Annotated in this window: 27 protein-coding genes and 1 tRNA gene; 10 read left to right on the forward strand and 18 right to left on the reverse strand. The window is 58.8% G+C overall.

The window, feature by feature from the left end; translation table 11 throughout:
* Positions 1-171: 171 nt before the first annotated feature.
* Positions 172-1,500 (reverse strand): MFS transporter, encoded by a 1,329-nt coding sequence (locus OK142_RS19615; protein WP_003493113.1) that lies wholly within the window; start codon positions 1,498-1,500, stop codon positions 172-174.
* 304 nt (positions 1,501-1,804) lie between these two features.
* Here OK142_RS19615 and cyoA point away from each other — a divergent pair, with 304 nt between their 5' ends.
* The 9 genes from cyoA to OK142_RS19660 all read left to right on the forward strand — a co-directional run bounded on the left by cyoA (position 1,805) and on the right by OK142_RS19660 (position 10,617).
* Positions 1,805-2,878, forward strand: a complete 1,074-nt coding sequence (gene cyoA, locus OK142_RS19620) for a ubiquinol oxidase subunit II (RefSeq protein WP_498684689.1) — start codon at positions 1,805-1,807, stop codon at positions 2,876-2,878.
* 76 nt (positions 2,879-2,954) lie between these two features.
* Complete coding sequence (gene cyoB / locus OK142_RS19625; RefSeq protein WP_313607951.1) at positions 2,955-4,958, forward strand: cytochrome o ubiquinol oxidase subunit I; 2,004 nt, start codon at positions 2,955-2,957, stop codon at positions 4,956-4,958.
* Between the two features lie 5 nt (positions 4,959-4,963).
* On the forward strand, positions 4,964-5,590 hold the full coding sequence (cyoC, locus tag OK142_RS19630; protein WP_035219604.1) for a cytochrome o ubiquinol oxidase subunit III: 627 nt from the start codon (positions 4,964-4,966) through the stop codon (positions 5,588-5,590).
* Positions 5,590-5,982 carry a cytochrome o ubiquinol oxidase subunit IV gene (gene cyoD / locus OK142_RS19635; protein ID WP_003493104.1) on the forward strand — a complete coding sequence of 131 codons (393 nt, stop codon included), beginning with the start codon at positions 5,590-5,592 and terminating at the stop codon, positions 5,980-5,982. The genes cyoC and cyoD overlap by 1 nt, the downstream gene beginning before the upstream one ends.
* A gap of 169 nt (positions 5,983-6,151) precedes the next feature.
* Positions 6,152-6,922, forward strand: a complete 771-nt coding sequence (locus OK142_RS19640; RefSeq protein WP_498684691.1) for an SURF1 family protein — start codon at positions 6,152-6,154, stop codon at positions 6,920-6,922.
* 113 nt (positions 6,923-7,035) lie between these two features.
* Positions 7,036-8,256 (forward strand): phosphopentomutase, encoded by a 1,221-nt coding sequence (locus tag OK142_RS19645; protein WP_498684693.1) that lies wholly within the window; start codon positions 7,036-7,038, stop codon positions 8,254-8,256.
* Positions 8,253-9,230 (forward strand): adenosine deaminase, encoded by a 978-nt coding sequence (locus OK142_RS19650; RefSeq protein WP_498684695.1) that lies wholly within the window; start codon positions 8,253-8,255, stop codon positions 9,228-9,230. The genes OK142_RS19645 and OK142_RS19650 overlap by 4 nt, the downstream gene beginning before the upstream one ends.
* Before the next feature lie 97 nt (positions 9,231-9,327).
* Positions 9,328-9,957: a uracil phosphoribosyltransferase gene (gene upp / locus OK142_RS19655; RefSeq protein WP_003493096.1), complete on the forward strand. Its 630-nt coding sequence runs from the start codon at positions 9,328-9,330 to the stop codon at positions 9,955-9,957.
* A 135-nt stretch (positions 9,958-10,092) separates the two neighbouring features.
* The gene (locus OK142_RS19660; RefSeq protein WP_498684697.1) at positions 10,093-10,617 is read left to right on the forward strand and encodes a TIGR02281 family clan AA aspartic protease; all 525 of its coding nucleotides are present in this window, start codon (positions 10,093-10,095) and stop codon (positions 10,615-10,617) included.
* Here OK142_RS19660 and deoA read toward each other — a convergent pair.
* The 10 genes from deoA to OK142_RS19710 form a co-directional block, all read right to left on the reverse strand.
* Positions 10,610-11,926 (reverse strand): thymidine phosphorylase, encoded by a 1,317-nt coding sequence (deoA, locus tag OK142_RS19665; RefSeq protein WP_498684699.1) that lies wholly within the window; start codon positions 11,924-11,926, stop codon positions 10,610-10,612. The genes OK142_RS19660 and deoA overlap by 8 nt on opposite strands.
* On the reverse strand, positions 11,923-12,696 hold the full coding sequence (deoC, locus tag OK142_RS19670; protein ID WP_498684701.1) for a deoxyribose-phosphate aldolase: 774 nt from the start codon (positions 12,694-12,696) through the stop codon (positions 11,923-11,925). The genes deoA and deoC overlap by 4 nt, the downstream gene beginning before the upstream one ends.
* A gap of 2 nt (positions 12,697-12,698) precedes the next feature.
* A complete protein-coding gene (locus OK142_RS19675) occupies positions 12,699-13,499 on the reverse strand; it encodes a purine-nucleoside phosphorylase (RefSeq protein ID WP_498684703.1) in 801 nt (266 codons plus the stop codon).
* Positions 13,499-13,918, reverse strand: coding sequence for a cytidine deaminase (locus tag OK142_RS19680; protein ID WP_313615454.1), 420 nt, complete (start codon positions 13,916-13,918; stop codon positions 13,499-13,501). The genes OK142_RS19675 and OK142_RS19680 overlap by 1 nt, the downstream gene beginning before the upstream one ends.
* A 4-nt stretch (positions 13,919-13,922) precedes the next feature.
* Entirely contained in the window at positions 13,923-14,894 is a 972-nt protein-coding gene (locus OK142_RS19685) for an ABC transporter permease (RefSeq protein WP_003493080.1), read from the reverse strand.
* Between the two features lie 6 nt (positions 14,895-14,900).
* Positions 14,901-16,004: an ABC transporter permease gene (locus OK142_RS19690; RefSeq protein WP_003493078.1), complete on the reverse strand. Its 1,104-nt coding sequence runs from the start codon at positions 16,002-16,004 to the stop codon at positions 14,901-14,903.
* A gap of 7 nt (positions 16,005-16,011) precedes the next feature.
* A complete protein-coding gene (locus tag OK142_RS19695; protein WP_051032419.1) occupies positions 16,012-17,517 on the reverse strand; it encodes an ABC transporter ATP-binding protein in 1,506 nt (501 codons plus the stop codon).
* Between the two features lie 82 nt (positions 17,518-17,599).
* The gene (locus OK142_RS19700; protein WP_498684708.1) at positions 17,600-18,592 is read right to left on the reverse strand and encodes a BMP family lipoprotein; all 993 of its coding nucleotides are present in this window, start codon (positions 18,590-18,592) and stop codon (positions 17,600-17,602) included.
* 214 nt (positions 18,593-18,806) lie between these two features.
* Entirely contained in the window at positions 18,807-19,457 is a 651-nt protein-coding gene (gene msrA / locus OK142_RS19705; RefSeq protein ID WP_137038463.1) for a peptide-methionine (S)-S-oxide reductase MsrA, read from the reverse strand.
* A 90-nt stretch (positions 19,458-19,547) separates the two neighbouring features.
* On the reverse strand, positions 19,548-19,865 hold the full coding sequence (locus tag OK142_RS19710) for a hypothetical protein (RefSeq protein ID WP_035241954.1): 318 nt from the start codon (positions 19,863-19,865) through the stop codon (positions 19,548-19,550).
* Between the two features lie 220 nt (positions 19,866-20,085).
* Between OK142_RS19710 and OK142_RS19715 the strand changes: the two genes are divergently transcribed.
* Positions 20,086-20,175, forward strand: a tRNA-Ser gene (locus OK142_RS19715).
* A gap of 30 nt (positions 20,176-20,205) precedes the next feature.
* Here the strand turns inward: OK142_RS19715 and OK142_RS19720 are convergent.
* Genes OK142_RS19720 through OK142_RS19750 form a run of 7 tightly spaced genes read right to left on the reverse strand, consistent with a single transcriptional unit; the run spans position 20,206 to position 25,975 of the window.
* The gene (locus tag OK142_RS19720; RefSeq protein ID WP_498684710.1) at positions 20,206-21,300 is read right to left on the reverse strand and encodes a tyrosine-type recombinase/integrase; all 1,095 of its coding nucleotides are present in this window, start codon (positions 21,298-21,300) and stop codon (positions 20,206-20,208) included.
* On the reverse strand, positions 21,297-21,485 hold the full coding sequence (locus OK142_RS19725; RefSeq protein ID WP_498684712.1) for a hypothetical protein: 189 nt from the start codon (positions 21,483-21,485) through the stop codon (positions 21,297-21,299). Before OK142_RS19725 ends, OK142_RS19720 begins: the two co-directional genes overlap by 4 nt.
* A gap of 57 nt (positions 21,486-21,542) precedes the next feature.
* Positions 21,543-21,869 (reverse strand): DUF2190 family protein, encoded by a 327-nt coding sequence (locus OK142_RS19730; RefSeq protein WP_498684714.1) that lies wholly within the window; start codon positions 21,867-21,869, stop codon positions 21,543-21,545.
* Positions 21,866-22,081, reverse strand: a complete 216-nt coding sequence (locus OK142_RS19735) for a phage head-tail joining protein (protein WP_498684715.1) — start codon at positions 22,079-22,081, stop codon at positions 21,866-21,868. The genes OK142_RS19730 and OK142_RS19735 overlap by 4 nt, the downstream gene beginning before the upstream one ends.
* Positions 22,082-22,089: 8 nt before the next feature.
* Positions 22,090-24,147, reverse strand: a complete 2,058-nt coding sequence (locus OK142_RS19740) for a hypothetical protein (protein ID WP_498684717.1) — start codon at positions 24,145-24,147, stop codon at positions 22,090-22,092.
* Complete coding sequence (locus OK142_RS19745) at positions 24,144-25,436, reverse strand: phage portal protein (protein ID WP_498684719.1); 1,293 nt, start codon at positions 25,434-25,436, stop codon at positions 24,144-24,146. The genes OK142_RS19740 and OK142_RS19745 overlap by 4 nt, the downstream gene beginning before the upstream one ends.
* 2 nt (positions 25,437-25,438) lie before the next feature.
* Positions 25,439-25,975, reverse strand: coding sequence for a MerR family transcriptional regulator (locus tag OK142_RS19750; protein WP_498684721.1), 537 nt, complete (start codon positions 25,973-25,975; stop codon positions 25,439-25,441).
* Positions 25,976-25,996: the final 21 nt, after the last annotated feature.

Below are 25,996 nucleotides of genomic sequence, written 5' to 3' on the forward strand. Positions count from 1 at the left end.
GCAATTCCGACAATGAGACACACTGAATTATGTCAGTATTGCTTACATAATATTTTATGAAAGCGTGAGTCAAGATTAAAATCGTCCTGACGCAATAAAAAAACAAAAACGCCGCGAAATCCGACAGGATTCCGCGGCGCAATGGCTGCAGAGGTTGTTAAATTGCCCTGTTCACTCCGACGGCATGTCCAGCGTTCGACTGAACCAGAGGGCTACCAGCGTGCAGACCGCACCTGACATGAGGTAAATTCCGACCGCAAACAGTCCGAATTTGGACGAAAATCCAAGTGCGACAAGCGGGGCGAAACCGGCACCGATCAGCCAGGAAATATCCGAGGTGATGGAGGCACCGGTATAGCGGTATTCACGGCTGAAGCGGGAAGCTAGCGCACCGCCCGCCTGACCGAAGGACAGACCAAGCAGCGCAAAGCCGATCAAGACGAAAAGATAGCGACCGATATCGCCCGAACTCAGAAGCAGCGGTGCCACAAGGCTGAAAAGACCGATCAGCACTGCGGCGAAAGCCAGAAGCTTCCGTCGGCCGATCCTGTCGGCGAGAACACCAGACACCACGATCATGCCGCCGGCGATGATGGCGCTGACAAACTGCACAAACAGGAAGTCCGAAACGCGCTGGGTGGTGTTGAGGGAAACCCAGCTCAGCGGGAAAACCGTGACCAGATGGAAGAGCGCGAAGCTTGCCAGCGGCACGAACGCACCCGTGACCACAACTGGAAACTGCGAGCGCAGCATTTTGAACATGGGGCGCGGCTCCAGCTCGTGCTGTTCAAGCATGGCCTGGAATTCCGGCGTCACGATCATGCGCAGGCGGGCAAAGAGCGCGAGCACATTGAGCGCCAGCGCCACAAAGAACGGGAAACGCCAGCCCCAGGCGAGAAATTCCGCATTGGAAAGCTGTGTGACGAAGACGATGAAGAACGCGCTGGCGAGACCGAAACCCATCGCCGCGCCGATCTGCGGCATCATAGCGTACCAGCCGCGCTGCTTCGGCGGTGCATTCATGGCGAGCAATGAGACGAGACCATCCCATGCGCCGCCAAGGCCGAGACCCTGACCGATGCGGAATACCGCGAGAAGACAGGGAGCGAGCATGCCGGCTTCCGCATAGGACGGAAGAAAGCTGATCGCCATCGTTGAACCACAGAGCGTGAACAGCGCCGCCATCAGCTTGACGGCACGGCCGAACTTTCGGTCGATCTGGAGGAAGATCAGCGAGCCGATCGGCCTTGCGATAAAGGCCAGAGAGAAGACCGCAAAGGAATAAAGGGTTGCCGTCAGCGGATCGACGAAGGAGAAGAAAACATGCGGAAAAACGAGCGCGGAGGCAATGGCGTAGATAAAGAAGTCGAAAAACTCCGTCATTCTCGCAAGAATGACCGCAATTGTGATGCGATCCGGATCGACCTTGACCGGATCGGTTCCATGACCGTTGGCTTCCGGCGCCTGCCCAAAAGATGGAGCAGCATTGCTATAACTCATAATATCCCTCCTGCGTCATGGACGAACCATTTCCTGTAACGCGCCGGCTCCTCTTCCGTTGCGTTACGATGCGACGGATTGTCACACGCACCTTCCGTAAGGTCAAATGAAGTTTGATAAGAAGGCTTGCCCAGGAAGCTCGCTATGCGATAATGCAGCCGCTCCGTCTTCAAACGCAGCTCTGCCCGCACATGGTGCATCGCGAAGGTTTCGCTGCACCGCGACAATATACCTCATTTCAAAAATGATGTTCGGCAATTAATCGCGGCATAATCCAAACTGTACGAGTCCAAAGAACGTGCGCATGATCAAAAAACTCCCGTCCGCCCTTCTGGCAATCCCGGCACTGCTGTTGCTCAGCGGCTGCAACCTCGTGGTGATGAACCCTTCGGGTGACGTCGCCATCCAGCAGCGCGACCTCATCATCACGTCCACGGTTCTGATGCTGCTTATCATCGTTCCGGTCATCGTGCTTACGCTGTTCTTCGCGTGGAAGTATCGCGAATCGGCGAAAGCGGAGGATTACGATCCCGAGTGGCACCACTCGACACGCCTTGAAATGGTGATCTGGTCGGCCCCGGTCGCCATCATCCTGATGCTCGGCACGGTCACCTGGATTTCCACCCACCGTCTTGACCCCTACCGCCCTCTGGAGCGTATCGACGAAAACCGTCAGGTGACCGCCGAGACCAAGCCGATCACGGTCGAAGTGGTGGCGATGGACTGGAAGTGGCTGTTCTTCTATCCCGAACTCGGTATCGGCAGCGTCAATGAATTTGCCGCTCCTGTTGATGTTCCGATCAACTTCAAGATCACCGGCACGACCGCGATGAACTCCTTCTTCGTTCCCGCACTTGCCGGTCAGATTTACGCCATGGGCGGCATGCAGACCAAGCTGCACGCCGTCATCAACAAGGAAGGCGTCTATGACGGCTTCTCGGCCAACTTCTCCGGCCCCGGCTTCTCCCATATGCGCTTCAAGTTCCATGGCATGAGCCAGCAGGGCTTCGACCAGTGGGTGGCAAAGGCGAAGGAAGGCGGCAAGGGCTTCGGCCGTCAGGAATATCTCGAATTCGCCAAGCCGTCGGAGCGTGAGCCGGTTCAGTATTTCGCTTCCGTCGATCCGGAACTCTACAGCGCCATCCTCAACCGCTGCGTCGAGCCGAACAAGCTCTGCATGCGCGACATGATGCATATCGACGCCAAGGGCGGCGGCGGCAAGGAAGGCATCGACATCGCCAAGGCGCTGAACTCCGTCGTCTGCACGCCGCTTGCGCCTTATGGCGTCGCCAGCGGTCCTCAATCCACTCCGGCTGCCATCGAAGGTCAGACTTTCGAGCCTGCGGCGCTGCCGGAAACGAAACAAGTCGCTGGCTGACGGATACGTCCCGGCATTATGCGGCGCGGCCAATGGCTGCGCCGATCTTATGTCTTAGAATCGCAAGAGGCTAAAAATGATCGTCAATTCCGATCAAACGTCGTTCCTGTTCGGGAAGCTGACATGGGAGTCCATCCCGCTTCACGAGCCCATTCTCGTCGCGACCTTCGCGGCGGTGGCTCTGGGCGGTATCGCCGTCGTCGGCGCGCTTACCTATTTCCGCCTCTGGGGCTATCTCTGGAATGAATGGTTCACGAGCATCGATCACAAGAAGATCGGTATCATGTACATCATCCTGGCGCTGGTCATGCTGCTGCGCGGTTTCGCCGATGCCATCATGATGCGCGTCCAGCAGGCGATCGCTTCCGGCGGATCGGAAGGTTACCTTCCGCCGCACCACTACGACCAGATATTCACGGCCCATGGCGTCATCATGATCTTCTTCATGGCCATGCCGATGATCACCGGTCTCATGAACTTCGTCGTGCCGCTGCAGATCGGCGCACGCGACGTTTCGTTCCCCTTCCTCAACAACTTCTCCTTCTGGATGACCACGGCCGGCGCCGTCATCACCATGATCTCGCTGTTCATCGGTGAATATGCGCAGACCGGCTGGCTTGCCTATCCGCCGCTTTCCGGCATTGACGGCAGTCCGGGTGTGGGCGTGGATTATTACATCTGGGGCCTACAGATCGCCGGTGTGGGAACGACGCTCTCAGGTATCAACCTGATCGTCACGATCATCAAGATGCGCGCACCTGGCATGACCATGATGCGCCTGCCGATCTTCGTCTGGACGTCGCTGTGTTCGAACATCCTGATCGTGGCCTCGTTCCCGATCCTGACCGGCACGCTCGCGCTTCTCACCCTCGACCGCTACGTTGGCACGAACTTCTTCACCAACGATCTCGGCGGCAATCCGATGATGTATGTCAACCTCATCTGGATCTGGGGCCATCCCGAAGTTTACATTCTGGTCCTGCCGGCATTCGGCGTCTTCTCGGAAATCGTCTCGACCTTCTCCAACAAGCGCCTTTTCGGTTATGCCTCGATGGTCTACGCCACGGGCGTCATCACCATCCTCGCTTATGTCGTGTGGCTGCACCACTTCTTCACCATGGGTTCCGGCGCAAGCGTGAACGCCTTCTTCGGCATCACCACGATGATCATCTCGATCCCGACGGGTGCGAAGATCTTCAACTGGCTCTTCACCATGTATAAGGGCCGCATCAAGTTCGATGTCCCGATGCTGTGGACGATCGGCTTCATGATCACCTTCGTCATCGGCGGCATGACCGGCGTTCTTCTTGCCGTTCCGCCGGCGGACTTCGTGCTGCACAACTCGCTGTTCCTCATCGCCCACTTCCACAACACCATCATCGGCGGCGTTGTGTTCGGTGTGCTCGCGGGTATCGTCTACTGGTTCCCGAAGGCCTTCGGTTACCGCCTCGATCCTTTCTGGGGCAAGCTGTCCTTCTGGTTCTGGTTCATCGGTTTCTATTTCGCCTTCATGCCGCTCTACATTCTCGGCCTGATGGGCGTGACCCGCCGTATCAGCCAGTTCGAGGACAATTCGCTGCAGATCTGGTTCGTGATCGCGGCCTTCGGCGCCTTCCTGATCGCGCTCGGCATCGCCTCCTTCGTCATCCAGCTCATCGTCAGCTTCCTCAAGCGCGATCAGCTGCGTGACGTTACCGGCGATCCCTATCATGGGCGTACGCTGGAGTGGTCGACCTCGTCGCCGCCGCCGGCCTACAACTTCGCCTTCACGCCGGTCGTCCATGACGTCGACGCCTGGGCGGATATGAAGAAGCGCGGTTATGTTCGTCCGCTTGAAGGTTACATCCCGATCCATATGCCGAAGAATACCGGCGCAGGCGTCATCATCAGCGCCATCAGCGTGGTGCTCGGCTTTGCGTTGGTGTGGCACATCTGGTGGCTGGCGGCTCTGTCCATGCTCGCCATCATCGCGGTCTCGATCGCCCATACCTTCAACTACAACCGCGATTACTACATTCCGGCTTCCGATGTTTCGACAGTCGAGGCGGAACGTACGAAGCTGCTTGCTGAACAGGCGTAACGAATATGGCTCATGCACCTGCACAAAGCGTCGACGGCGCTGAACCACCGGTCTTCTACCTGAAGGAAGACCATCACCCGGAGAACGGCACCTCGCTGGGCTTCTGGCTCTACCTGATGAGCGACTGCCTCATCTTCGCGACCCTGTTTGCCACCTATGCCGTTGTCGGCCGCAACTATGCGGCCGGTCCTTCGGGCGCCGACCTGTTCGATCTGAAGCTCGTGGCGATCAATACCGGCTTCCTGCTCTTCTCCTCCATCACCTATGGCTTTGCCATGCTGGAAATGGAAAAGAAGAAGGTGAAGTCGACACTGGTGTGGCTTGGCGTGACCGGCCTCTTCGGCCTCGCCTTCCTTGCCGTGGAACTTTACGAGTTCCATCACCTGATCGCGGAAGGCGCAGGCCCGCAGCGTTCGGCCTTCCTCTCCGCCTTCTTCGCGCTGGTCGGCACGCACGGTCTGCACGTTACCTTCGGCATTATCTGGCTCGTCACGCTGATGTTCCAGGTCTCCAAGCACGGTCTGATCGCAGCCAACAAGCGCCGTCTGATGTGCCTGTCGATGTTCTGGCACTTCCTTGACGTCATCTGGATCGGCGTCTTCTCCTTCGTCTATCTCATGGGAGTTCTGTGATGAGTTCCGAAGCACACGCACACCACGACGCGCATGGCGACGACCATCACCATGATGGCGCCAGCCACGGCACGTTCAAAAGCTACATGATCGGCTTTGTCCTGTCGGTTATCCTGACAGCGATCCCCTTCTGGCTGGTCATGGGCGACGTTCTTGAAAACAAGACCCTGCTCGTCATCGCGATCATGGGTCTCGGCGTCATCCAGATCTTCGTGCACATGATCTACTTCCTGCACATGGACACCAGGTCCGAAGGCGGCTGGACCTTCATGGCGCTGATCTTCACCGTCGTGGTGCTCCTGATCACGCTCTCCGGCTCGCTCTGGGTCATGTACAACATGAACAAGAACATGATGCCGCTGCACATCGAAGATGTGAAGAACCTGCCCTGAGCAGCATAGATCAACGGCCTGCCGGTTTTCCGGCGGGCCGGCTAACGCACCAACACATAACCCCATGAATCGTGGTGCGATTTATGGGGTTATTTGCTGGAAGACCGGATGCCTGCGGCCAAAAGCGCTGCCGTGGCAAGCCGCATGGCCTTGCAAGGACTGTGAAACCATGACCGATCCATCGACAACCACCCCGCAGAAGCGCCGTATCCGCCCCGCGGCAATCGTCGTCCTGTTTCTAACCATTGTCCTGACGGGCTCTCTGCTTGCGCTCGGGACATGGCAGGTCAAACGTCTTTCCTGGAAGCTCGACCTGATCGCGCGTATCGAAGCCCGCGCCCATGCCGCCCCCGTCGAAGCCCCTGCTGCTGCCGAATGGCCGGCCCTAACCGATCCCGCTGGCTATGAATATCGCCGTGTAAAACTGTCCGGCACCTTCCTTAATGACAAACAAGTTCAGGTCTATACGGTCAGCGATCTCGGCCCCGGCTACTGGGTGATGACGCCGCTCAGGCGCGAAGACGGTTCAAGCGTCATCGTCAATCGCGGCTTCGTGCCTTCCGACAAACGGGACCCGTCCTCGAGGCGGGAAGGCGAACCCGCCGGAAATGTCGAGATCGTCGGATTGATGCGTGCGCCGGAAACCGGCGGGCTTTTCCTGCGAACCAACGATCCGGCAAATGGGCGCTGGTACTCCCGCAACATCCCGCAGATATCGCAGGCATCCGGCCTTTCCGATGTCGCGCCGTTCTATGTCGATGCTGATGCGACACCCAATCCGGGCGGCTTTCCGGTCGGCGGCAAGACCATGCTCATCTTCCCCAACAACCATCTGTCCTACGCCGTGACCTGGTATATTCTGGCGGCAATGGTGGTTGCGGCCGGCTGGTACGTCCTGCGCAATCTCAACGCGCCGAAATCGAAACGGGACGAGGATTGAGCATCTGGTTTTACCAGATGGTTCATAAAATCACTTCCTTCTTCACGTTTTGCTGATCTATAACGACAGTTCGGCCTGACATTGCCCGTCGGCGCAATTTGTTTCGGTGAGTTATGGCAAGAGCATTTCTTCTCGTTCTGGATTCCTTCGGCGTCGGCGGCGCGCCTGACGCGGAGCGTTATGGCGACCTTGGCGCCAATACGCTCGGCCACATCGCCGAATTCTGCGCGGCGGGTGCAGCAGACAAAGCGGGGCTTCGGTCAGGTCCGCTGAAACTGCCGAACATGTGCTCGCTTGGCCTGCTCGAGATTGCCAGCCAGTCAAGCGGCGACATTCCCGCCGGCATGGAGCGACCGGAGCGTATTTTCGGTCTGCATGGCTCCGCCAGTGAAATCTCCAAGGGTAAGGATACGCCCTCCGGACATTGGGAAATCGCGGGCACGCCCGTCACTTTCGACTGGGGATACTTTCCGACCGAGGGGGACGCCTTTTCTCCGGAACTGGTGGAAGCCATCTGCAAAGAGGCCGATATTCCCGGCATCCTCGGCAATTGCCACGCTTCCGGCACCGAGATCATCGCCAAGTTTGGCGAAGAGCACATCAGGACCGGCAAGCCGATCTGCTACACCTCTTCCGATTCCGTGTTCCAGATCGCTGCACATGAGACCCATTTCGGGCTGCAGCGGCTTATCGCGCTCTGCGAGACAGTGCGCAAACTGCTCGATCCGCTGAATATCGGCCGTGTCATTGCCCGCCCCTTCATCGGCGAGACCGTCGCCACTTTTGAGCGCACCGGTAACCGCCGCGATTTCTCCGTTCCGCCGCCCGAACCGACGTTGCTCGACCGCCTTGTCGAAGCTGGCCGGAAAGTGCACGCGATCGGCAAGATCGGCGATATCTATGCCCATCAGGGTGTTTCGCGCGTCATCAAGGCAAACGGCAACGCCGCCCTGATGGATGCGACGCTGCACGCCATCGACGAGGCCGAAAACGGCGATCTTGTCTTCACCAATTTCGTCGATTTCGACATGCTTTATGGCCACCGCCGCGACGTTGCCGGTTATGCCGCCGCCCTTGAGGCTTTCGACGCCCGTATTCCCGAAATCCATCGCAAGATGAAACCGGGAGATATCGCCCTTCTCACCGCCGACCACGGTTGCGACCCCACATGGCGGGGCACGGACCATACACGCGAACGGGTGCCGATCATGGCATTCGGACCGGGCATTCGCTCGCGTGACGTCGGCATCCGTTCAAGCTACGCCGATATCGGCGAAAGCATCGCCCACCATCTTGGCATCGAGGCCGGTTCTCACGGCAGGAGCTTCATTTGACATCACATTTGCTGAAAGCGGAAATTCACTGCCACATCGAAGGTGCGGCACCGCCTGCCCTCGTTGCGAAACAGGCGGAGAAATACGGCATAGACACCAGCGGCTTCCTGCGTGACGGCCAATATGTCTGGTCGGATTTTGCCGAATTCATCCAGTGTTATGACGCGGTGGCGCAGGTGTTCAAGACGGATGAGGATTATGCGGTCCTGACGGAAACCTATCTGACCGAGCTTGCGCAGGCCAACACCATCTATAGCGAAATTATCATCTCGCCAGACCATGGTGACCGCATCGGGCTCGGCGCAGACGCCTATCTTGCCGGTATCGCCGAAGGCATCCGGGTTGCGAAAGAAAAAACCGGCATCGAAACCCGCATCATCGTAACCGGCGAGCGGCATTTCGGTCCTGAACGGGTGATCGCGGCGGCGGAATATGCGGCCCGCGCCCGGCATCCGCTGGTGACCGGCTTCAATATGGCCGGCGAAGAGCGCATGGGCCGGGTTGCAGACTACGCCCGCGCCTTCGATATTGCCCGCGATGCGGGCCTTGGGCTGACCATCCATGCGGGTGAGGTCTGCGGCCCGGAAAGCGTTGCCGATGCGCTCGATCTCGTCAAGCCGGCGCGGATCGGCCACGGCGTGCGCGCCATCGAAGATGCCGATCTCGTTGCCCGGCTGGTTGAGACGGGAACGGTTCTGGAGGTTTGCCCGGGGTCGAACATCGCTCTTGGCGTCTATCCCGATTTCACCAGCCACCCTTTGAAAAATCTCAGCGATTTAGGGGTACGCCTCTGCATCAATTCCGACGATCCGCCGTTCTTCTTCACCTCGCTTGCCCGCGAATATGCGCTGGCCACGGACGCATTCGGCTTCAGCGATGCCGAGATCAACCGTATGACACGGACCGCACTGGAATGCGCCTTCGTGGACAAGGAAACACGCGCGCGACTGCTTGCGAAACTCGATGGCGCCTGACGCTGCGGTTCGCATGGGTAAAACCGCGAAGAAGGCTTGCGAAAAGCGCTCTTTCGGTGAATGACAAGGGCACAAGATAAAAAGGAAGGCCAGTTTCATGGACGGCGTCACAGTCATCGAACATCCGCTGGTGCGGCACAAACTTACCATCATGCGTAAGAAGGAAACCTCGACGGCCGGCTTCCGCCGCCTGCTCAGGGAAATTTCAACGCTGCTCTGCTATGAAGTGACGCGCGACCTTGAAATGACGATGGAAACCATCGATACGCCGCTCGAAACCATCGAGGCTCCGGTGCTTGAGGGCAAGAAGCTGGTTTTCGCCTCCATCCTGCGCGCCGGAAACGGCCTGCTGGAAGGCATGCTCGAACTCGTGCCTTCTGCGCGTGTCGCCCATATCGGTGTCTATCGCGACCACGATACGCTGGAGGCCGTCGAATATTACTTCAAGGCTCCCGAAAGCCTCGATGCGCGCCTCATCATCGTCGTCGATCCCATGCTGGCGACCGGCAATTCCTCCATCGCTGCAGTTGAAAAACTGAAGGAGCGGGGCGCGAAGAACATCCGCTTCCTGTGTCTGCTGGCCGCACCCGAGGGCATCAAGAATTTCCGTGAAGCACATCCCGATGTGCCGATCTACACCGCCGCGATCGACAAGCAGCTGAACGAAAAGGGCTATATCGTTCCCGGTCTCGGCGATGCGGGCGACCGTATGTACGGCACGAAATAAGACCGTTCATCATCGTTTAACCGTTTGCGCCATTCGCCGCCCCGACAAGCGGCGAATGGCTTTTTCTTTTAAGATTTCAGCATGTTTTACGTCTATCCTGCCCAAGAATAACCCTGCCCTTTCAGGAGCGACGATTTGCTGACGCGCACAATTTTTCTGCTTATTGGCCTTTCGGTCAGCGCCACGCAAATTCCGGCGCTGGTGGAAAAGTTTCAGCCGCGTCCGGCAGCTGAAGCTGAAAAAGCTGAAGTGAAATCCGAAGCCGCGAAGCCCGAAACCGTTTCGCTGGGCGGCGGCGTCAATTTGAAGGCGGATGCTCGCGGCCATTTCAACGCCGCCTTCCGCATCAACGGCAAATCTTTCGACGGGCTTGTCGATACCGGCGCCTCCATGGTCGCCATCAACGAGACAATTGCCCGGCGACTGGGTTACGGCGTCAACAGCCTCGATTACAAATATGCGATCTCGACCGCCAACGGCCAGACCATGGCAGCCTATGTAAAGCTCGACCGGGTGGAAATCGGCGCGGTCCGCGTTCAGAATGTTGACGCCATGGTGCTGAAGGACAATGCGCTGAGCAACATGCTGATTGGCATGAGCTTCCTGAAACAATTATCGTCTTTCAAGGTATCGGGCGGCGAAATGCGGCTGGTCAGGTAATTCGCTCGATAATGGGCGCGCCGATCTCTGGGGCTCTGTCAGCAATCCCGTAGCAGGCCGTAATCCTTTTGACGGCAAGTTCGGCTTCGTCCCTGGACGCCGCATGGACGCTGGCGATTGGTTCGCCTTTTTCCACTTTTGTGCCGAGCGGCAGGATATCGGAGATCCCGACCGAAGGATCGATCTTGTCTGACGGCATTCTTCTGCCGCCGCCAAGCTCGACAACGACCATGCCGAGATCGCGCGTCGCACAGGATGCCAGCCAGCCGCTGCGCTCAGCCGAAACCGGGAGAATGACCGGCGCCGATGGCAGGTAACGCGATGGATGATCGACAAAGTCCGCAGGCCCGCCAAGTGCTGCGACCATTCTCGCAAAGACTTCCATGGCACGCCCGGAGGAAAGGGCGGCCTCAGCCAGCGCCTCGCCTTCATCCAGAGTGGCCGCGCTGCCGGCTTGCACCAGCATTTCCGCAGCAAAGGCAAGAACCACCTTTTCGAGACGTGTTCCCGCCTTGCGGCCAGCCAGAAAGTCCAGGCAATTGACGATTTCGACCGCATTGCCTGCGGCATCGCCAAGCGGCTGGTTCATGTCGGTTATCAGGGCGGTTGTCGGCAGGCCTGCGCCATTCGCCACATCGACCAGTGCGCGGGCCAGATTACGGGCATCCTCCACACTCTGCATGAAGGCGCCGTTGCCCGCCTTCACATCCAGAACCAGTGTCTGCAGCCCGGCCGCAAGCTTCTTCGACAGGATGGAAGCGGTGATCAGCGGAATGGAATCGACCGTCGCGGTCACGTCGCGAATGGCATAAAGGCGCTTGTCTGCGGGTGCGAGATCGCCCGTCTGGCCGATGATGGCGCAGCCGACCGTCTTCACCGTCCGGCGAAACAGCGTCTCGTCCGGCATGACATTGTAACCGGGGATCGCTTCCAGCTTGTCGAGCGTGCCACCGGTATGGCCAAGGCCCCTGCCGGAAATCATCGGCACGGCGAGACCGCAGGCGGCAACGATCGGAGCGAGCATCAGGGAGACATTATCGCCAACACCGCCGGTCGAGTGCTTGTCCGCCACCGGCCTGCCAATATCGCTCCAGGACAGGACGTCGCCGCTGTCACGCATCGCGAGCGTCAGCGCCACCATCTCGTCACGGCTCATGCCACGAAAAAACACCGCCATGGCAAAGGCGGCGGCCTGGCCTTCCGATATGCCATCCTTAGAGAGGGCCTCTATGAAAGCGGCAATCTCCTGTGGCTCAAGGGACAGGCCATCGCGTTTGCGGCGGATGATTTCCTGCGGGATCAAGCTCAATACCCGCTGGCGGCCTTGGCCGGCTCGCCACCGGCCAGCACGTTCAAGACGTCGTCGAGAACACCCGAAGCGCCGAAACGGAAGGTAGACGGCATGGCCCAGTTGGGCGCCATGATGGTTTCCGCCAGCCGCAGATAAAGCGTTGCATCTTCCACCGTGCCGATGCCGCCGGCGGGCTTGAAACCCACCTTCTGCCTGCTGTCGCGGATCGCCTGCAACATGATGTCGGCGGCTTCCAGCGTGGCGTTGACGGCGACCTTGCCGGTCGAGGTCTTGATGAAATCCGCCCCTTCGGCAATGGCGAGTTCGGAGGCACGGCGAATGAGAGCCTTGTCCTTCAGCTCGCCGGTTTCGAGAATGACCTTGAGAAGCACCGGCGCGACGCAGACCTTGCGCACGGCGGCCACCATCTCGGAAACGGCCGATTCATCGCCTGCTATGAATTTACGATAGGGAATGACCAGATCGATTTCATCGGCACCGTCGCGGATCGCCGCTTCGGTTTCCGCAACCACGGTCGCAACACCCAGATCGCCCGATGGGAAATTAACGACCGTGGCGATACGGATCGCATGGTCTTTTCCGAAAGCGGCGCGTGCCTGCGCGACGAAACGCGGCCAGATGCAGATCGCGGCGGTATTGCCATATTCGGTGTGCGCCCTCTGGCACAAAGCAGCAATCTGCTCGGGCGTGCAATCTTCCTTGAGGTTGGTCAGGTCCAGCAAGGACAATGTGAGGGCAGCCGCTTCGCGCGGACGCTGGAGTTCCATGGTCACGCTCCTCCTGCGATCATTTCCTTTAAGATAGCGGCAAGCCTCTTGCCACCCACGGGAGCCATATCCTTGGTTTCTTCATGGCTCAGCTCCGCGCCGGTCATGCCGGCACCGTAATTGGTAATAACCGATGCGGCGGCAACGCGCATCCCGAAAAAGCGCGCAAGGATGACTTCCGGCACGGTGGACATGCCAACGGCATCGGCACCCAACAGCCGCGCCATGCGGATTTCCGCTGGTGTTTCGAAGCTCGGGCCGGAAAACCACATATAAACGCCACCGAACAGAGGCACCGTCGCGCGGATGGCGGCATTGCGCATGGCGAGCATCAAATCCGGATCGTAAGCCGTGGTCATGCCGACAAAGCGGCGGTCGCTTTCTTCGCCGATCAGCGGGTTCATGCCGGAATAATTGATGTGATCGGTGATCTGCATGACCGAGCCGGGCGGCATATCCTGCCTGACCGAACCTGCCGAATTGGTGAGGATGAGCGACTGCACGCCGAGCCCGGCCAGCGCCTCGATGACCGGACGCATGGCGGCCGGATCGCCCTTTTCGTAGAAATGCACCCGGCCGGAGAGCATCATGACAGGCTCGCCGCCGAGATAACCCGCAACCAGTTCGCCCGCATGACCGGAAACGCCACCGGCGGGAAAGCCAGGGAGATCGGCGTAGGGCACACGGATCGGATCGCTGACGTCCTCCACCAGCGATCCCAGGCCAGAACCAAGGACAATGGCGACACGCGGCATCAGGCCGTTCAGGCGTTCCACCAGAATATCGATCAAACCATCCGTCATCAGGGCAGCTCGGTCTTGAAGACGGATGGCAAAAGCTCTTCCATGGTCATGACCTTCTGGACGCCGGTTTCATCGCAGAGATAGATCCTCGTCTCCGGAGAGGCAAATTCGGCGATCTTCTGGCGGCAGCCGCCACAGGGCGTGCAGAGCGGCAGCTTTTCGGCGATGACGGCGACTTCGCTGATCTTCTTTGCCCCGCCCATGATCATGGCGCTGATGGCTGATGGTTCCGCGCACCAGCCCTGCGGGAAGGAGATGTTTTCGATATTCGCGCCCTTGTAGATTTTACCGTCATCAGCACGGATCGCCGCGCCGACCGGAAATTTCGAATAGGGCGCGTAGGCAAAGGCCATCGCCTCCACCGCCGCCTCGAACAGGGCATGGGATTCAGGGTGGGCGGATTTGGGGTCGGAGGACATAAGCTTAACGCTCCTTCGCATAGGCAACGCCACCGGCCTTGGGGGGCTTGGCAACGCCGATGAAACCGGCAAGCAGGATGCAGGTCAGAATATAGGGCATGGCCTGGAAGATCTGCACCGGCACTTCACCGATGCCGGGCACGGATTTGCCCTGCATGAAATTGGCGAAAGCATCCAGAAAACCGAAGAGCAGGCAGGCGAACATGACCGGCACCGGCTTCCATTTCGCAAAGATCAATGCCGCCAGCGCGATATAACCCTTGCCGGCCGACATGTTGGCGATGAAGGCCGCCGATTGCGCCACCGCGAGATAGGCGCCCGAGAAACCGCAGAGGAAACCGGCAACGATGACCGCGCGGAAACGCATCCATGTGACCGAAATGCCTGCCGTATCGACCGCGCCCGGGTTTTCACCCACCGCGCGCAGGCGAAGGCCGAAGCGGGTGCGATAAAGCACCCACCAGGACAGCGGAACCGCCAGAAAGGCGAGATAGGTAAGGATGTTGTTGCCGGAAATGACATTGGCGTAGAGTGGGCCGATGAAAGGCACTTCGCGCATCGCATCCGCACCGGGCAGGATGATCGGCGCAAAGCGGCCCTCGGAGGGCAATTGCGGCGTGCGGCCGCCCTGCCCGAACCATGCCTGCCCCAGAACCACCGTCAGACCGGCGGCGATGAAGTTGAGCGCCACGCCCGACACGATCTGGTTACCGCGATTGGTGATGACGGCAAAACCATGGATCAGCGAGAAGAGGATGGAGACGGTGATTCCCGCCAGCAGACCGGCCCATGGATCTGCCGTGAGATAGGCGACGCACGCGGATGCGAAGGCCGCCGCCAGCATCTTGCCTTCAAGACCAATATCGAACACGCCCGCGCGTTCGGAAAAAAGCCCGGCAAGAGCCGTGAACAGAAGCGGGATGGTCAGGCGGACGGTCGAGCCGAGGATGCTGACCAGCATATCGAAAAAATCCATATCAGCTCACCCCTTTGCCAAACGCTGGTAGATGCGGACGACCGCCGGCCGATACATATATTCGAGAGCGCCGGCGAACAGGATCACCAGACCCTGGATCACCACGATCATCTCGCGGGTAATGTTCGGCATCTCAAAGGAAAGGTCAGCGCCGCCCTGATAAAGAATGCCGAACAGCAACGCCGAGAAGATGATGCCGAGCGGGTGGCTTCGCCCCATCAGCGACACGGCGATGCCGACGAAGCCAGCACCGCCGACGAATTCCACCTGCAGGCGGGCGGAAGCGCCCATGACCGGGTTCAACGCCATCATGCCCGCCAGACCGCCGGAAATGAGCATGGCGATGATGACGGTGCGCGCATAGGGAATGCCGGCATAAACGGCTGCCGATGGGCTGACGCCGAGCGTGCGCATCTCGTAACCGAGCTTGGTGCGCCAGATCAGCACCCAGACGAGAAAACACATGACCAGCGCGATGAGGAAGGACACGTTGAACGGCGCCGGCCCGAGCTTGAGGCCGAACAGCGCCATCAGCCAGTCCAGCTTCGGCAATTGCCCGCCGGCCAGGAAGGTGCGCGTTTCCGGCGCCATCTTGCCGGGCACGATCAATACATTCACCAGCAGATAGACCATCAAGGCCGCTGCAATGAAGTTGAACATGATGGTGGTGATGACGACGTGGCTGCCGCGTTTTGCCTGCAGCCAGGCTGGAATGAAGGCCCAGGCCGCACCGAAAAGTGCAGCACCGATGACGGCGAAGGGCATCGTTACATACCAGGGCACATAACGGTCGAGCGTGAGCGCCACCAGCGCGGCACCAAGCCCGCCAATATAGGCCTGACCTTCGGAGCCGATATTGAACAGACCGGCATGAAAGGCGACTGCGACGGAAAGGCCGGTGAAGATGAAGCTCGTCGTGTAAAACAGCGTGAAGCCGATGGCGTCACCACGGCCGAGCGCGCCTTCAATGAGCAGACGAAGTGCTGCCAGCGGGTTTTCACCGATGGACCAGACGACGAGGCCGGAAATCAGAAAGGCGGTGACGACGTTCAGCAACGGCAACAGGCCGTAGCTGATCCAGTTTGGTAGGGGTACGGAAGCGGTACTCATTCATGCCTCATGCGGCGATGCCGGCCATCATCAGGCCCAGCGTCTGTTCTTCGGCTTCCGCCGTTTTCTCTCCAACGACACGCCCGGCGAACATGACCATGATCCGGTCCGAAAGGGAACGGATTTCATCGAGCTCGACCGAGACCAGCAAAATCGCCTTACCGGCATCGCGCATTTCAATGATGCGGCGATGGATGAATTCGATGGCGCCGATATCCACGCCGCGGGTCGGCTGGCCGATGATCAGCATCTTGGGGTCGCGTTCGATTTCGCGGGCCACGACGATCTTCTGCTGGTTGCCGCCGGAAAAATTGGCGGTCTTCAGCTGCGGGTTCGGCGGACGGATATCGTATTTCTCGATTTTTTCGACCGCATCCTTGCGGATCGCCTCGGGGTTCAGGAAAGGCCCTTTGCCGTAACGCTCGTCATGGTGATAGCCGAGGATGGAGTTTTCATATTCTTCGAATTTCAGCACCAAACCCATATGGTGCCGGTCTTCGGGTATATGCGCGAGACCGAGCTCGCGCAGAATGGCCGGATCGGGACGGTCGACCTTCTGCCCGGCCACCCATATCTCTCCCGAATAGGGCTTGCGGATGCCCGCGATCGCCTCCAGAAGCTCCGACTGACCATTACCCGCCACACCGGCGATGCCGACGATTTCACCGGCGCGGACATCGAGAGAGACATCATCCACCATGGTGACGCCGCGGCTGTCCTTGACGGTGAGATTGCGGATGGAGAGGAGAACCTCACCCGGCGTCGTTTCGCCCTTTTCCACCCTGAGCAGCACGCGACGGCCGACCATCAGTTCGGCCAGTTCCTCGACGCTGGTTTCGGAGGTCTTGCGGGTAGCCACCATTTCGCCGCGGCGCATGACGGAGACGGAATCCGTGATCGCCATGATCTCGCGCAGCTTGTGGGTGATGAGGATGACGGTCTTGCCCTGGTCGCGCAGGACGCCGAGGATCTTGAAAAGGTGATCGGCCTCCGCGGGTGTGAGAACACCGGTCGGCTCATCGAGGATAAGAATTTCCGCGCCACGATACATGGCTTTGAGGATTTCGACGCGCTGCTGCAGACCGACCGGCAATTCCTCGATCACCGCATCGGGATCGACTTCCAGCCCGTAATCGTCCTCGAGACGCTTCAGTTCCTTGCGCGCCGCCGCCCGGCCCTTGGCGAGCGATGCACCACCTTCCGCGCCCAGCATGACGTTTTCCAGCACGGTGAAATTTTCCACCAGCATGAAATGCTGATGCACCATGCCGATGCCCGCATTGATTGCCGCCTGGCTGTCACGGATGACGATCGGCGCGCCATTCACCCGGATTTCGCCGGCGTCGGCCTGGTAAAAACCGTAGAGGATCGACATCAGCGTCGATTTTCCGGCGCCGTTTTCCCCGATGATGCCGTGGATCGTGCCCTTGGCGACGGTCAGATTGATATTCTTGTTGGCGTGAACGGCACCGAATTTCTTGTCGATGCCCACCAGTTCGATTGCAGGATCCATACTCAAACCGAAACCTTTCCGAAGGCTGGATATGAAAAGGGCGCAAGATGAAAAACATCATGCGCCCCCGTTACATATCATATCATTTCGGGCAGGAATTATCCGCCATATAGTCATGAACCTTGACGGCGCCGGAGATGATATCGGCCTTCGCCTTGTCCACGGCGGCGGTCATTTCCGGCGTGATCAGGGCCTTGTTGTTGTCGTCGAGGGCGTAGGCGACGCCATCTTCCTTGACGCCGAGCGCAACGATGCCGGGGGTGAACTTGTCTTCCTTGGCATCCTTGTAGGCGTTGTAGACGGCCAGATCGACGCGCTTGACCATGGAGGTCAGAACCGAGCCCGGATGCAGGTGGTTCTGGTTGGAATCGACGCCGATCGAGAACTTCTTGTTGTCGGCCGCGGTCTGCAGCACGCCGATACCGGTCGCACCGGCTGCCGCGTAGATCACGTCAGCGCCCTGGTCGATCTGGTTCTTGGTGAGTTCACCACCGCGCACCGGATCGTTCCAGGCAGCACCCGTGGTGCCGGTCATGTTCTGGAAGACTTCGATCTTGTCGTTGGCAGCCTTCGCGCCCTGGGCATAACCACAGGCGAATTTGCGGATCAGCGGAATATCCATGCCGCCGATGAAGCCGACCTTGCCGGTCTTGGAGGCCATGCCGGCCAGAAGACCGACGAGATAGGAGCCTTCGTGCTCCTTGTAGACGACGGAGCGGACATTCGGCAGCTCGACGACGGAATCGACGATGACGAACTTGGTATCGGGGAATTCGGCTGCGACCTTTTCCATGGCCGAGGTCCAGGCGAAAGACACGGCGACGACCGGATTGAAGCCCTTGCTGGCGAAGTTGCGGATGGCCTGTTCGCCCTGCGTGTCGCTGGTCGGCTCAAAATCGCGGAACTCGATGCCCGTTTCCGCCTTGAACTTTTCAGCGCCGGCCGCAGCGGCTTCGTTGAACGACTTGTCGAACTTGCCGCCCGTGCCATAGACCAGCGCCGGCTTGATATCCGCCGCGAGCGCGGAAGCCGACATTGCGGCAAGCGCAAAAAGTGTCAGAAGGGATTTTTTCATTGTGCAGCCCTGTTGTTGCAATTGATATTTTAAGGGTCCTCCCGCAAACCCGTTGACCGGGAATGTCTGCGGAACCGCCAGCCGTTTCCCCGGCTGTGCTTGGCTCATATCCTTGCATGGCTCAATGAAAAATTCATCCGGTTTTTTTGACCCGGTGGAAAAACTTTAATCTGGCGTTTTTTTAGTCTTTCCACCGGTGCGACGTGCAAAAAATCTAGTCGATATTGCAGCTTACGCCCGTTCCCCTGAGGCCGCAGTAGCCACCCGGGTTCTTGGCAAGATATTGCTGATGATAGTCTTCCGCGTAATAAAATGTTTCAAGCGGTCCGATCTCGGTGGTGATGGCGCTGCCATGACCCGCCGCCTCCAGAGCCTCCTGAAAAGTATCACGCGCCTTCTGCGCCTGCTGCAGCTGGCCTTCCGTGTTGGCATAAATGGCGGAACGATAGGTCGTGCCGACATCGTTGCCCTGTCGCATCCCTTGTGTCGGATCGTGCTCCTCGAAGAATATCTTGAGCAGACCTGACAGCGAGATTACGGCCGGATCGTAGACGACCTTGACCACTTCAGCATGGCCCGTCTGGCCGGTCGTCGTCTCCTGATAGGTGGGATTGGGAGTAAAACCGCCGGCATAACCGACCGCCGTTACCCATACGCCCGGCGTTTTCCAGAACAGCCGCTCGGCACCCCAGAAGCAACCCATGCCGAGATAGATGGTTTCAAAACCATCGGGATAAGGTCCCTTCAGAGGTCGACCATTGACGAAATGGGCTTCCGGCACCGCAAGCGCCTCTTCGCGGCCGGGCAAAGCCGTCTCTTCGGTCGGCATCGTCGTCTTTTTTGAAAGCGTATCGAACAGGAACATTCGGTCCTCCGTGCGGCAAGCTCCGCCGCGTCTCGTGGTTCACATCCGCGGGCGCCAACCCTCCAGGCCTCCAGAGGCAGGCCGACAAAGTCAGGCCGGCAAACGCCTCATCGCCTTGTATCTCCTGTAACCGGCCATCCAGCAAAGCAGGGACAACGCGAGGAAAAAAGCGAATGCGGGCAATGCCGACAGGGCATTTTCAATGAAGCGCCACGCTTCAGGGTGAATATAGTGCGCCAGGGCCGCTTCCACCATGGTGCGTGAGGCAGGAAGAAGATAGTCCCAGACGGACAGGATGCCGGTAATGTTGACCGAGGATGTGGAAACCGAGCGGATCGAATCCAGTACACCCATGAAAACCGCCGCAACGAGGAAAAGAAAGCTCAAAAACCGCAAAAAAGCTTTCATCAGGGACACCTCGGTTACGGCCCGTCGTTTCGACAGCCACATTTTGACAGATATATTGCATCGATAAAGGCCGGAAAACCGGTTTGCAATCGCATCCGAACGCAGGAAATTGCCGACAATTCAAAAAACTGTCAGATTCGTGTTGATCCCTGCGAATTCATCGGTATATATCGCGCCGTTCCAGTGATTTGCATTCTTCCAAACATGCAGATTTCAAAAAGGACAGGTGGCCGAGTGGTTTAAGGCGCACGCCTGGAACGCGTGTGTGCGTGAAAGCGTACCGTGGGTTCGAATCCCACCCTGTCCGCCATCCTCATTGCCAAGGCATTGATTTCCCATCTTATTCACCTTTCGTTTGTCCAACTTTTTTCTTGGGTTGGACAGAATTTGTTCTCGTTTTTGTCCCCGCAATGGCCTTCAAACCCTTTTCAGCAAGTGCCGCCTGATTTGCTGCGGCGGTGTAAACGGAGACTTGCTTGAGGTCCGTGTGGCCGGTAACGGCCTTGATAACGTCACCGCTCATGTTGCCTTCTGCCATGCGACGGGCAGCGGCTTTGCGAAGTCCATGCGCTGTGCAATGAGTGAGACCTGCCTCATTGCAACGGTCGCGAAACCAGTTACCGAAGCCAGCAGGCGTGAACGGCTTGCCCTGCTCGGTGGTAAGAAATGTTTTCTTGTCCCTTGGAAGCGACCGGATTGCGTCTGTCAGGGCAGGCAGCATGAACAAATCGAGCTCAGCATCTGTCTTCACCTGCTTGACCTGAATGTGCTTGCCTTTGATCTGCTCCCATCCCATCAAAACCACATCGCTGCGGCGCTGCGCTGTGTAGAGCAGCAAAATAAGCGCTAAGCGCGCTTTCGTTCCTTCCGAGTGTCGAGCTTCGTAGGCCGCTATTTCGGCTTCTGTCCAAGTGTGGAAACCCTTCGTCTTTTTCTTAAAGCCTTCCACAGCCTCGGTCGGGTTATGAGCGATCCATCCTTGCGCAACCGCATGTCGAAGCATGATTTTCAAGATAGATAGCAGGCGATTGGCTGCTTGTGGGGTTTCGGACATCGCTCCGATAATGGCGCTGATATGCTCAAATCGAAGATCGCGAACCATGCGGTGTCCGTGCTTTTCGCGGAAGCGCTCAATGATAAGACGATAGGTTTTTTTGGTGCTGTCACGTAATCCGGTGAACTTCGGATCACGATAATAGGAGACCGCCAGCGCATCGAAAGAACCGGACTTCGTGCGGCTCGCGCCAATATTAGCGCGCCATTCAGGAATGCCCGCAAGCGCCGCCGCATAGGCTTTATCAAACTCCGCCCCCAAGGGCGGATACGGCAGGTAAGTGTCCACGCCTTTGGCCCGAAAGCGAATACGACGCTTTTTGTGGCGATCAAAGACCAACGTACAATATTGGGGCATGCCGTTACGGCTCTTGCGCTTCATTTCAGCACATCATCCCAACTGTTGGACGCATCGGTACGGGCGCGCAGCGGGTTTTCATAGCCAACGCCTTCGATGCGGCCATCAGGGTGCACGATGATTTTCACCTCCGGGAAACCGGCCTCGCGACCAGCTTTGAAGATGCGCTTTGCGTCAGCCTGTTTGATTGCAGCTTTTGTGTTTGCCATGGCTAAGCCCGATCAGAGGGTAGGCCCCGGCCTCTATGGAGGCCGGGAATGTGAGTTTTAGTTCTTGATACGGATTTCGGCGGTCACGGCGTCGGCGGCTGCGGGCCGTGCCGCATGACCGATCAGCGTGTTGCCGTTTGCGGTGGCCGTCACCTTCTTGTCAGCGGCGATCCAGTAGACCTTCTGACCTTCGGTGAGGCTTGCGCCCGTCGCCTTCGGAAGGCTGAATACACCTTCCAGCGAGACGGCGACCTTTGCCCCTTCGGCGGCTGCGGCAGCAGCAACGCCGAACAGATCGCCGAACATGTGAGCCTGCCCGGAGGCAAGCCCGCCAGCGGGTGCGGTGAGGTTGAGGATATCCCCTTCCTGAATATAGTTCTTCATCGACGGTAGCCTTTCACGCCTTGAATGTTGGTGATGCGATTGCCGCCAGAAGCGGCGGCAATCCTGCGTTCGAGATCGGCGATGGCGGCGGCAAGTTCGGTATCGGAACGGAACTCGATTTCGTCATCCCCGAAGCGGCTCTTGCGCACCCCGTCCGCACGAAGCGAACGGAGTTTCGCAAGCTGGTCCTGCATTTCGGAAACAGTGGTCATCCGCCGCCTCAAGCGTGGTCGAGGCGGGACCAGCTACGCCATTCCACCCAACCAAGACCGAAATCCTGACGGATTTTGAAATCGATATTGTCCGTATCGAAGTTCTGGCGGCTGTCGGTGAAGGGCGCTTCGTGACCGCGAAGGAAGACGCGGGTCGCGCCGTCCATCTTGGCCGGCTCAACCGCCAGCCAGCTTTTAGCCGGATTGGAAAGGCGGGGTTCGACCACGATCTTGAGTTTGCCCGCCAACGGGTTCACATCGGCGATGGAACTGGCCGTGACAGTGGCGAGAACGCGGACCGCCATTTCCTCATAGTCAGAATGAATGAGCCAATGCGTCGGATATTCTCCGATCATCACATCGCCCTTGCCCTTGCGTTTCGCCATGTCAGAGCGAAACTTCATGACCTGCAAAATGTACGTGCCAGCTTCTTGAGTGTAGGCTTCAATGTTCGCGCGATCCGCATGGAACACCGGCTTGCCATCGGCCATCTGCGGACCGGCAAATGCGCCCTGCTCAAGGAAGGCAACCTGCCGGTCGGCGATATCGGCAGCGAGGCGCTTGCCGTATTTCAAGCCCATGTTGCCGAGACGCGCACCGGCGTTGATGGAAAGTTCGCGGCTGATGGAGGTGACACCGCCGATGGTATGGACGAAGACGGTTTCGCCGCTCTCATCCACATACGAGGCGCGGTACTTGCCGTTTTCCAGCTTGTCGCCAATCTCAAGCGTGGTCCAGTCCACAATGCCCACGGTTTCCTTGTTGAAGCTGGAAACGGTGGCGCGACCGAACAGGGCCGAAACCGGCGAGGACTGCGCTTCGTATTCGCGGCGCATGGAGAGGTTGAAGGTCGCCCCGGCGATCATGGCATAATCGGAAGTCGCCGCCGCATTGCGCTTCACCACATCGTCAGACAGGCCGACGATGTTTTCACCGGCATTGCGCAGAAGACGGCGGGCGAAAGCTGCCTCGCCATCGGCAAACACTGCAACCGCATTCCCGGTCGGGGCCTCGCCGCGATTGACGGCATCGAAGGCTTCGACCGCTGCACGGCGGAGAACCTGCGGATTGTCCAAGGTTTCATCGTTGTGGCTGGATGCGGTGCGCACGGTGGGCTTGGCGTTCAACGTTGCCAGCATGGTCTGCATCTTCTGTTCGGTGGTGGCGTCGGTGACAAGCACGGCGTCAATCACCTGATCGGCAACGCCTGCGGCCTTTGCAAGGCTGCGAAGCTGGATATCAGTCGTTTCGGGAACGTCGTCGTTTTCGCCCGGAACGGGGTTTGCCTGCGGCATGGTGGAATTCCTTATGATGGAGAGAGGGTCTGCCGGATCAACAACAAGCGAGCCTTCAACCAGCCGTCCGGCAACGGCGGTGCGCATCTTTTTGCCCGTTACCGGGTCTTTTCCGTCGCGCCACTTCGAAACCGCAAACGCGATGGAAAACGCCGTCTGCACACCGTCCTTGATGTTGGCGGCAATGGCTTCGTTATCGGCGCGGCTGGAAAGAGTGGCGTCGGCCAGAACGGCACGGGTGCCATCTGCCAAGGCTTCGAAACGGAAATTCGCCAGACGCCCGATGGTGTTGCGGACGCTGTTGGAATGGTCCGTCTGGAGCGGCAGGCTTTGCGGCAGGCCAGCCGCGAAGAAGCTATCGACATCGATAACTTCGGTATGGGAACCACGGTCAACCTTGCCACCCGTCAGGGCAACAACGGTGAAAGTGCGGGTTTCGGGATTGAAGCTGTTCGGGCGCGCCGTCGCCTGATATCGAAGAATGGCGTTTGTCATGATACCTCGCTTGTAGGGAGCGGCAATCGCTTCCGGTTTGTCGTCGATCCAGATATCCGGGTTCCACAGCGCGACGGTCTGGCAAAACAGGCGTTTCGCGGCCCCGTCACAGTAGATGACGGGGATACCGCTCACCTGATCGTCAATGTTGTTCGTGCGCGCCCTCGCGGTGACGATACGAACTTCGTGTCCGCGATCCGTGGCGGCGGTGACGAAAGACCGCCAGAGGCCGGGATCGCCCGTAAAGGTGTTGTCGTAGTCGAGCGCGATCCTCATGACGCTTTACCAGTTTCGGTCGGGCGGAAATCATCGGCCTCGATTTCGGCATTGACGGCGGAGAAGTCGCGCCCGCGCCCTTCGATGACTTCTTTGCGGGACTTCAAACCGGCCTTCACCAGCGAGATATCCGCATCGGCTTCCTTCTGGCGGTCGATTTCCGGCCAAGTCGGTTCGATCCATTTGGCCGAACCGGAAGGAAGGCGACGGCCTTTCAGGCGTTCGATGGCGCGCCAGCGCTCAAATACCGGCACAAGCAAACCGTCGATCAGGAGAACCTTGCGGCGGGTTTCGGCCTTGCGGCGGGCAGTCAGAGCGCCAGCGCGGTATGAGCTGTAGTTGACGCCGGAAAGATCGCCGGTCAGGTCCTCATAGGTCACGCCGATGGCGGCGGCGCACTGGTGATAGATCAGCTTGAGGAAAGAAGGCAGATCGCCCGCATCGCCGCCCTGCGCGCTGTGAATTTCTTCGCCGGGATTGAGGCGAACCAGCGCCCCCGGTTCAAGACTTGGGTTCTTGTCGCCAAACAACTCGCTACCATCCGGCGACGTGAGAAACGCCGTGAACAGGGCCGCAACCTGCAACTTCTTCAAACCCGCGTCGGTGGCGATGGATGCGGTGTTGACCGAAGGCAGGATCGGCGTCAGCGGAGAAATGCCGCGCACCTGCCCCGGAAACTCGCGTTCGAAGATATGGATGACATCGCCAGCGTCAAAGCGCTGCGATTGCGTGACGCGCATGAAAGGGTCGTCGGGAGCCTGCGGCAGAAGCCAGTAGGCAACGGCGCGGTCATAAGCATCCAGTTCCACGCCGCTGATGATGCGGCGGCCCTCGCCCAAATCCTCATTCTTGGAACGGTCCAGTTGCTCCGGGTTCAGGAGGTGGACCGCAAGGTCACCGTCCACGACGACGAGAAGGGCAATCGCCTCACCGGCAATCACCCAGGAACGAATAGCGGTCTGCTGCATGGCCGTCAGCGACTGTTTGCGGGAGGGATCGAGGCGCAGGCCATTAAATTCTTCGTCAACAGTCTCGTCGGGCGTATTCAGGCGGGTGCCGATCCCGACGATCAGGCTCACCAGCATGTCAACGCCGGAAGCAACAATCGGATCGTTCTTCGCGAGACCGGCGACACGCTGGCCGACGATCTGCGCGCTTGCCAGAATGTCCCGGTTCGGGGTCGGCATGCGCGGATCGTCCGGCCACAGCGCCGCAGCGTTCATGCTACGGACATGTTTTGCTTCCTGTTTGTTCGAACGGAAGATGAGTTTCGGGAGAGAAAACACCATGCCTAGTTCCCGCCCTGATGATCGAAGAGACCTTCAAGCTGCTCACTCAGATGGACGGCGAGTTCGTGAGTGTCGATGACAACGAAGCCCGGAACCCGCAGGCGGGTGATATCGTCCAGCTTGTGAACGACCTCGAATTGCAGGCGTTCACCCTCGCGAATGGCAAAGAAGACGATCAGGGGAAGCTTGCCGACACGTTTTTTGAACCAAGCGTCAGTGGAAATAGCAGCATAAATGAAAGGCACCGCCTGCCCTGCAACTTGGAAAGCATCACTCAGGTCGGAAACGATGCGCCATTTGGTCAGCAAGTTGACGGCGGCGAGTTGCGCCACATCGCCAACCGAATATGCCCAACGGCCATTTTCCTGCTGCGTTCCAGCCGTCAAAATCTTGCGGCGGCGCCAGTCGCGCAAGATATCGACACCAAGGCCGGTACGCTTTTCTACTTCGGAGGGTCCAACAAGTCGGTTCATATCGATCAAATTCCGTGTGATTTTCCCACACATTAAACCGTGTGATGATCCCATGTCAATGTTCAAGTCCAGCGCCTCCGTTGCAAG

The organism is Agrobacterium sp. BT-220-3 (assembly GCF_025910175.1).
Lineage (GTDB): Bacteria > Pseudomonadota > Alphaproteobacteria > Rhizobiales > Rhizobiaceae > Agrobacterium > Agrobacterium oryzihabitans.

Excerpts from the sequence above, each read along its gene's own strand:
- OK142_RS19615 (WP_003493113.1), bottom strand. The coding sequence starts at position 1,500 with ATGAGTTATAGCAATGCTGCTCCATCTTTTGGGCAGGCGCCGGAAGCC.
- cyoA (WP_498684689.1), top strand. The coding sequence starts at position 1,805 with ATGATCAAAAAACTCCCGTCCGCCCTTCTGGCAATCCCGGCACTGCTG.
- cyoB (WP_313607951.1), top strand. The coding sequence starts at position 2,955 with ATGATCGTCAATTCCGATCAAACGTCGTTCCTGTTCGGGAAGCTGACA.
- cyoC (WP_035219604.1), top strand. The coding sequence starts at position 4,964 with ATGGCTCATGCACCTGCACAAAGCGTCGACGGCGCTGAACCACCGGTC.
- cyoD (WP_003493104.1), top strand. The coding sequence starts at position 5,590 with ATGAGTTCCGAAGCACACGCACACCACGACGCGCATGGCGACGACCAT.
- OK142_RS19640 (WP_498684691.1), top strand. The coding sequence starts at position 6,152 with ATGACCGATCCATCGACAACCACCCCGCAGAAGCGCCGTATCCGCCCC.
- OK142_RS19645 (WP_498684693.1), top strand. The coding sequence starts at position 7,036 with ATGGCAAGAGCATTTCTTCTCGTTCTGGATTCCTTCGGCGTCGGCGGC.
- upp (WP_003493096.1), top strand. The coding sequence starts at position 9,328 with ATGGACGGCGTCACAGTCATCGAACATCCGCTGGTGCGGCACAAACTT.
- deoC (WP_498684701.1), bottom strand. The coding sequence starts at position 12,696 with ATGGAACTCCAGCGTCCGCGCGAAGCGGCTGCCCTCACATTGTCCTTG.
- OK142_RS19675 (WP_498684703.1), bottom strand. The coding sequence starts at position 13,499 with ATGACGGATGGTTTGATCGATATTCTGGTGGAACGCCTGAACGGCCTG.
- OK142_RS19680 (WP_313615454.1), bottom strand. The coding sequence starts at position 13,918 with ATGTCCTCCGACCCCAAATCCGCCCACCCTGAATCCCATGCCCTGTTC.
- OK142_RS19685 (WP_003493080.1), bottom strand. The coding sequence starts at position 14,894 with ATGGATTTTTTCGATATGCTGGTCAGCATCCTCGGCTCGACCGTCCGC.
- OK142_RS19690 (WP_003493078.1), bottom strand. The coding sequence starts at position 16,004 with ATGAGTACCGCTTCCGTACCCCTACCAAACTGGATCAGCTACGGCCTG.
- OK142_RS19695 (WP_051032419.1), bottom strand. The coding sequence starts at position 17,517 with ATGGATCCTGCAATCGAACTGGTGGGCATCGACAAGAAATTCGGTGCC.
- OK142_RS19700 (WP_498684708.1), bottom strand. The coding sequence starts at position 18,592 with ATGAAAAAATCCCTTCTGACACTTTTTGCGCTTGCCGCAATGTCGGCT.
- msrA (WP_137038463.1), bottom strand. The coding sequence starts at position 19,457 with ATGTTCCTGTTCGATACGCTTTCAAAAAAGACGACGATGCCGACCGAA.
- OK142_RS19710 (WP_035241954.1), bottom strand. The coding sequence starts at position 19,865 with ATGAAAGCTTTTTTGCGGTTTTTGAGCTTTCTTTTCCTCGTTGCGGCG.
- OK142_RS19720 (WP_498684710.1), bottom strand. The coding sequence starts at position 21,300 with ATGAAGCGCAAGAGCCGTAACGGCATGCCCCAATATTGTACGTTGGTC.
- OK142_RS19725 (WP_498684712.1), bottom strand. The coding sequence starts at position 21,485 with ATGGCAAACACAAAAGCTGCAATCAAACAGGCTGACGCAAAGCGCATC.
- OK142_RS19730 (WP_498684714.1), bottom strand. The coding sequence starts at position 21,869 with ATGAAGAACTATATTCAGGAAGGGGATATCCTCAACCTCACCGCACCC.
- OK142_RS19735 (WP_498684715.1), bottom strand. The coding sequence starts at position 22,081 with ATGACCACTGTTTCCGAAATGCAGGACCAGCTTGCGAAACTCCGTTCG.
- OK142_RS19740 (WP_498684717.1), bottom strand. The coding sequence starts at position 24,147 with ATGAGGATCGCGCTCGACTACGACAACACCTTTACGGGCGATCCCGGC.
- OK142_RS19745 (WP_498684719.1), bottom strand. The coding sequence starts at position 25,436 with ATGGTGTTTTCTCTCCCGAAACTCATCTTCCGTTCGAACAAACAGGAA.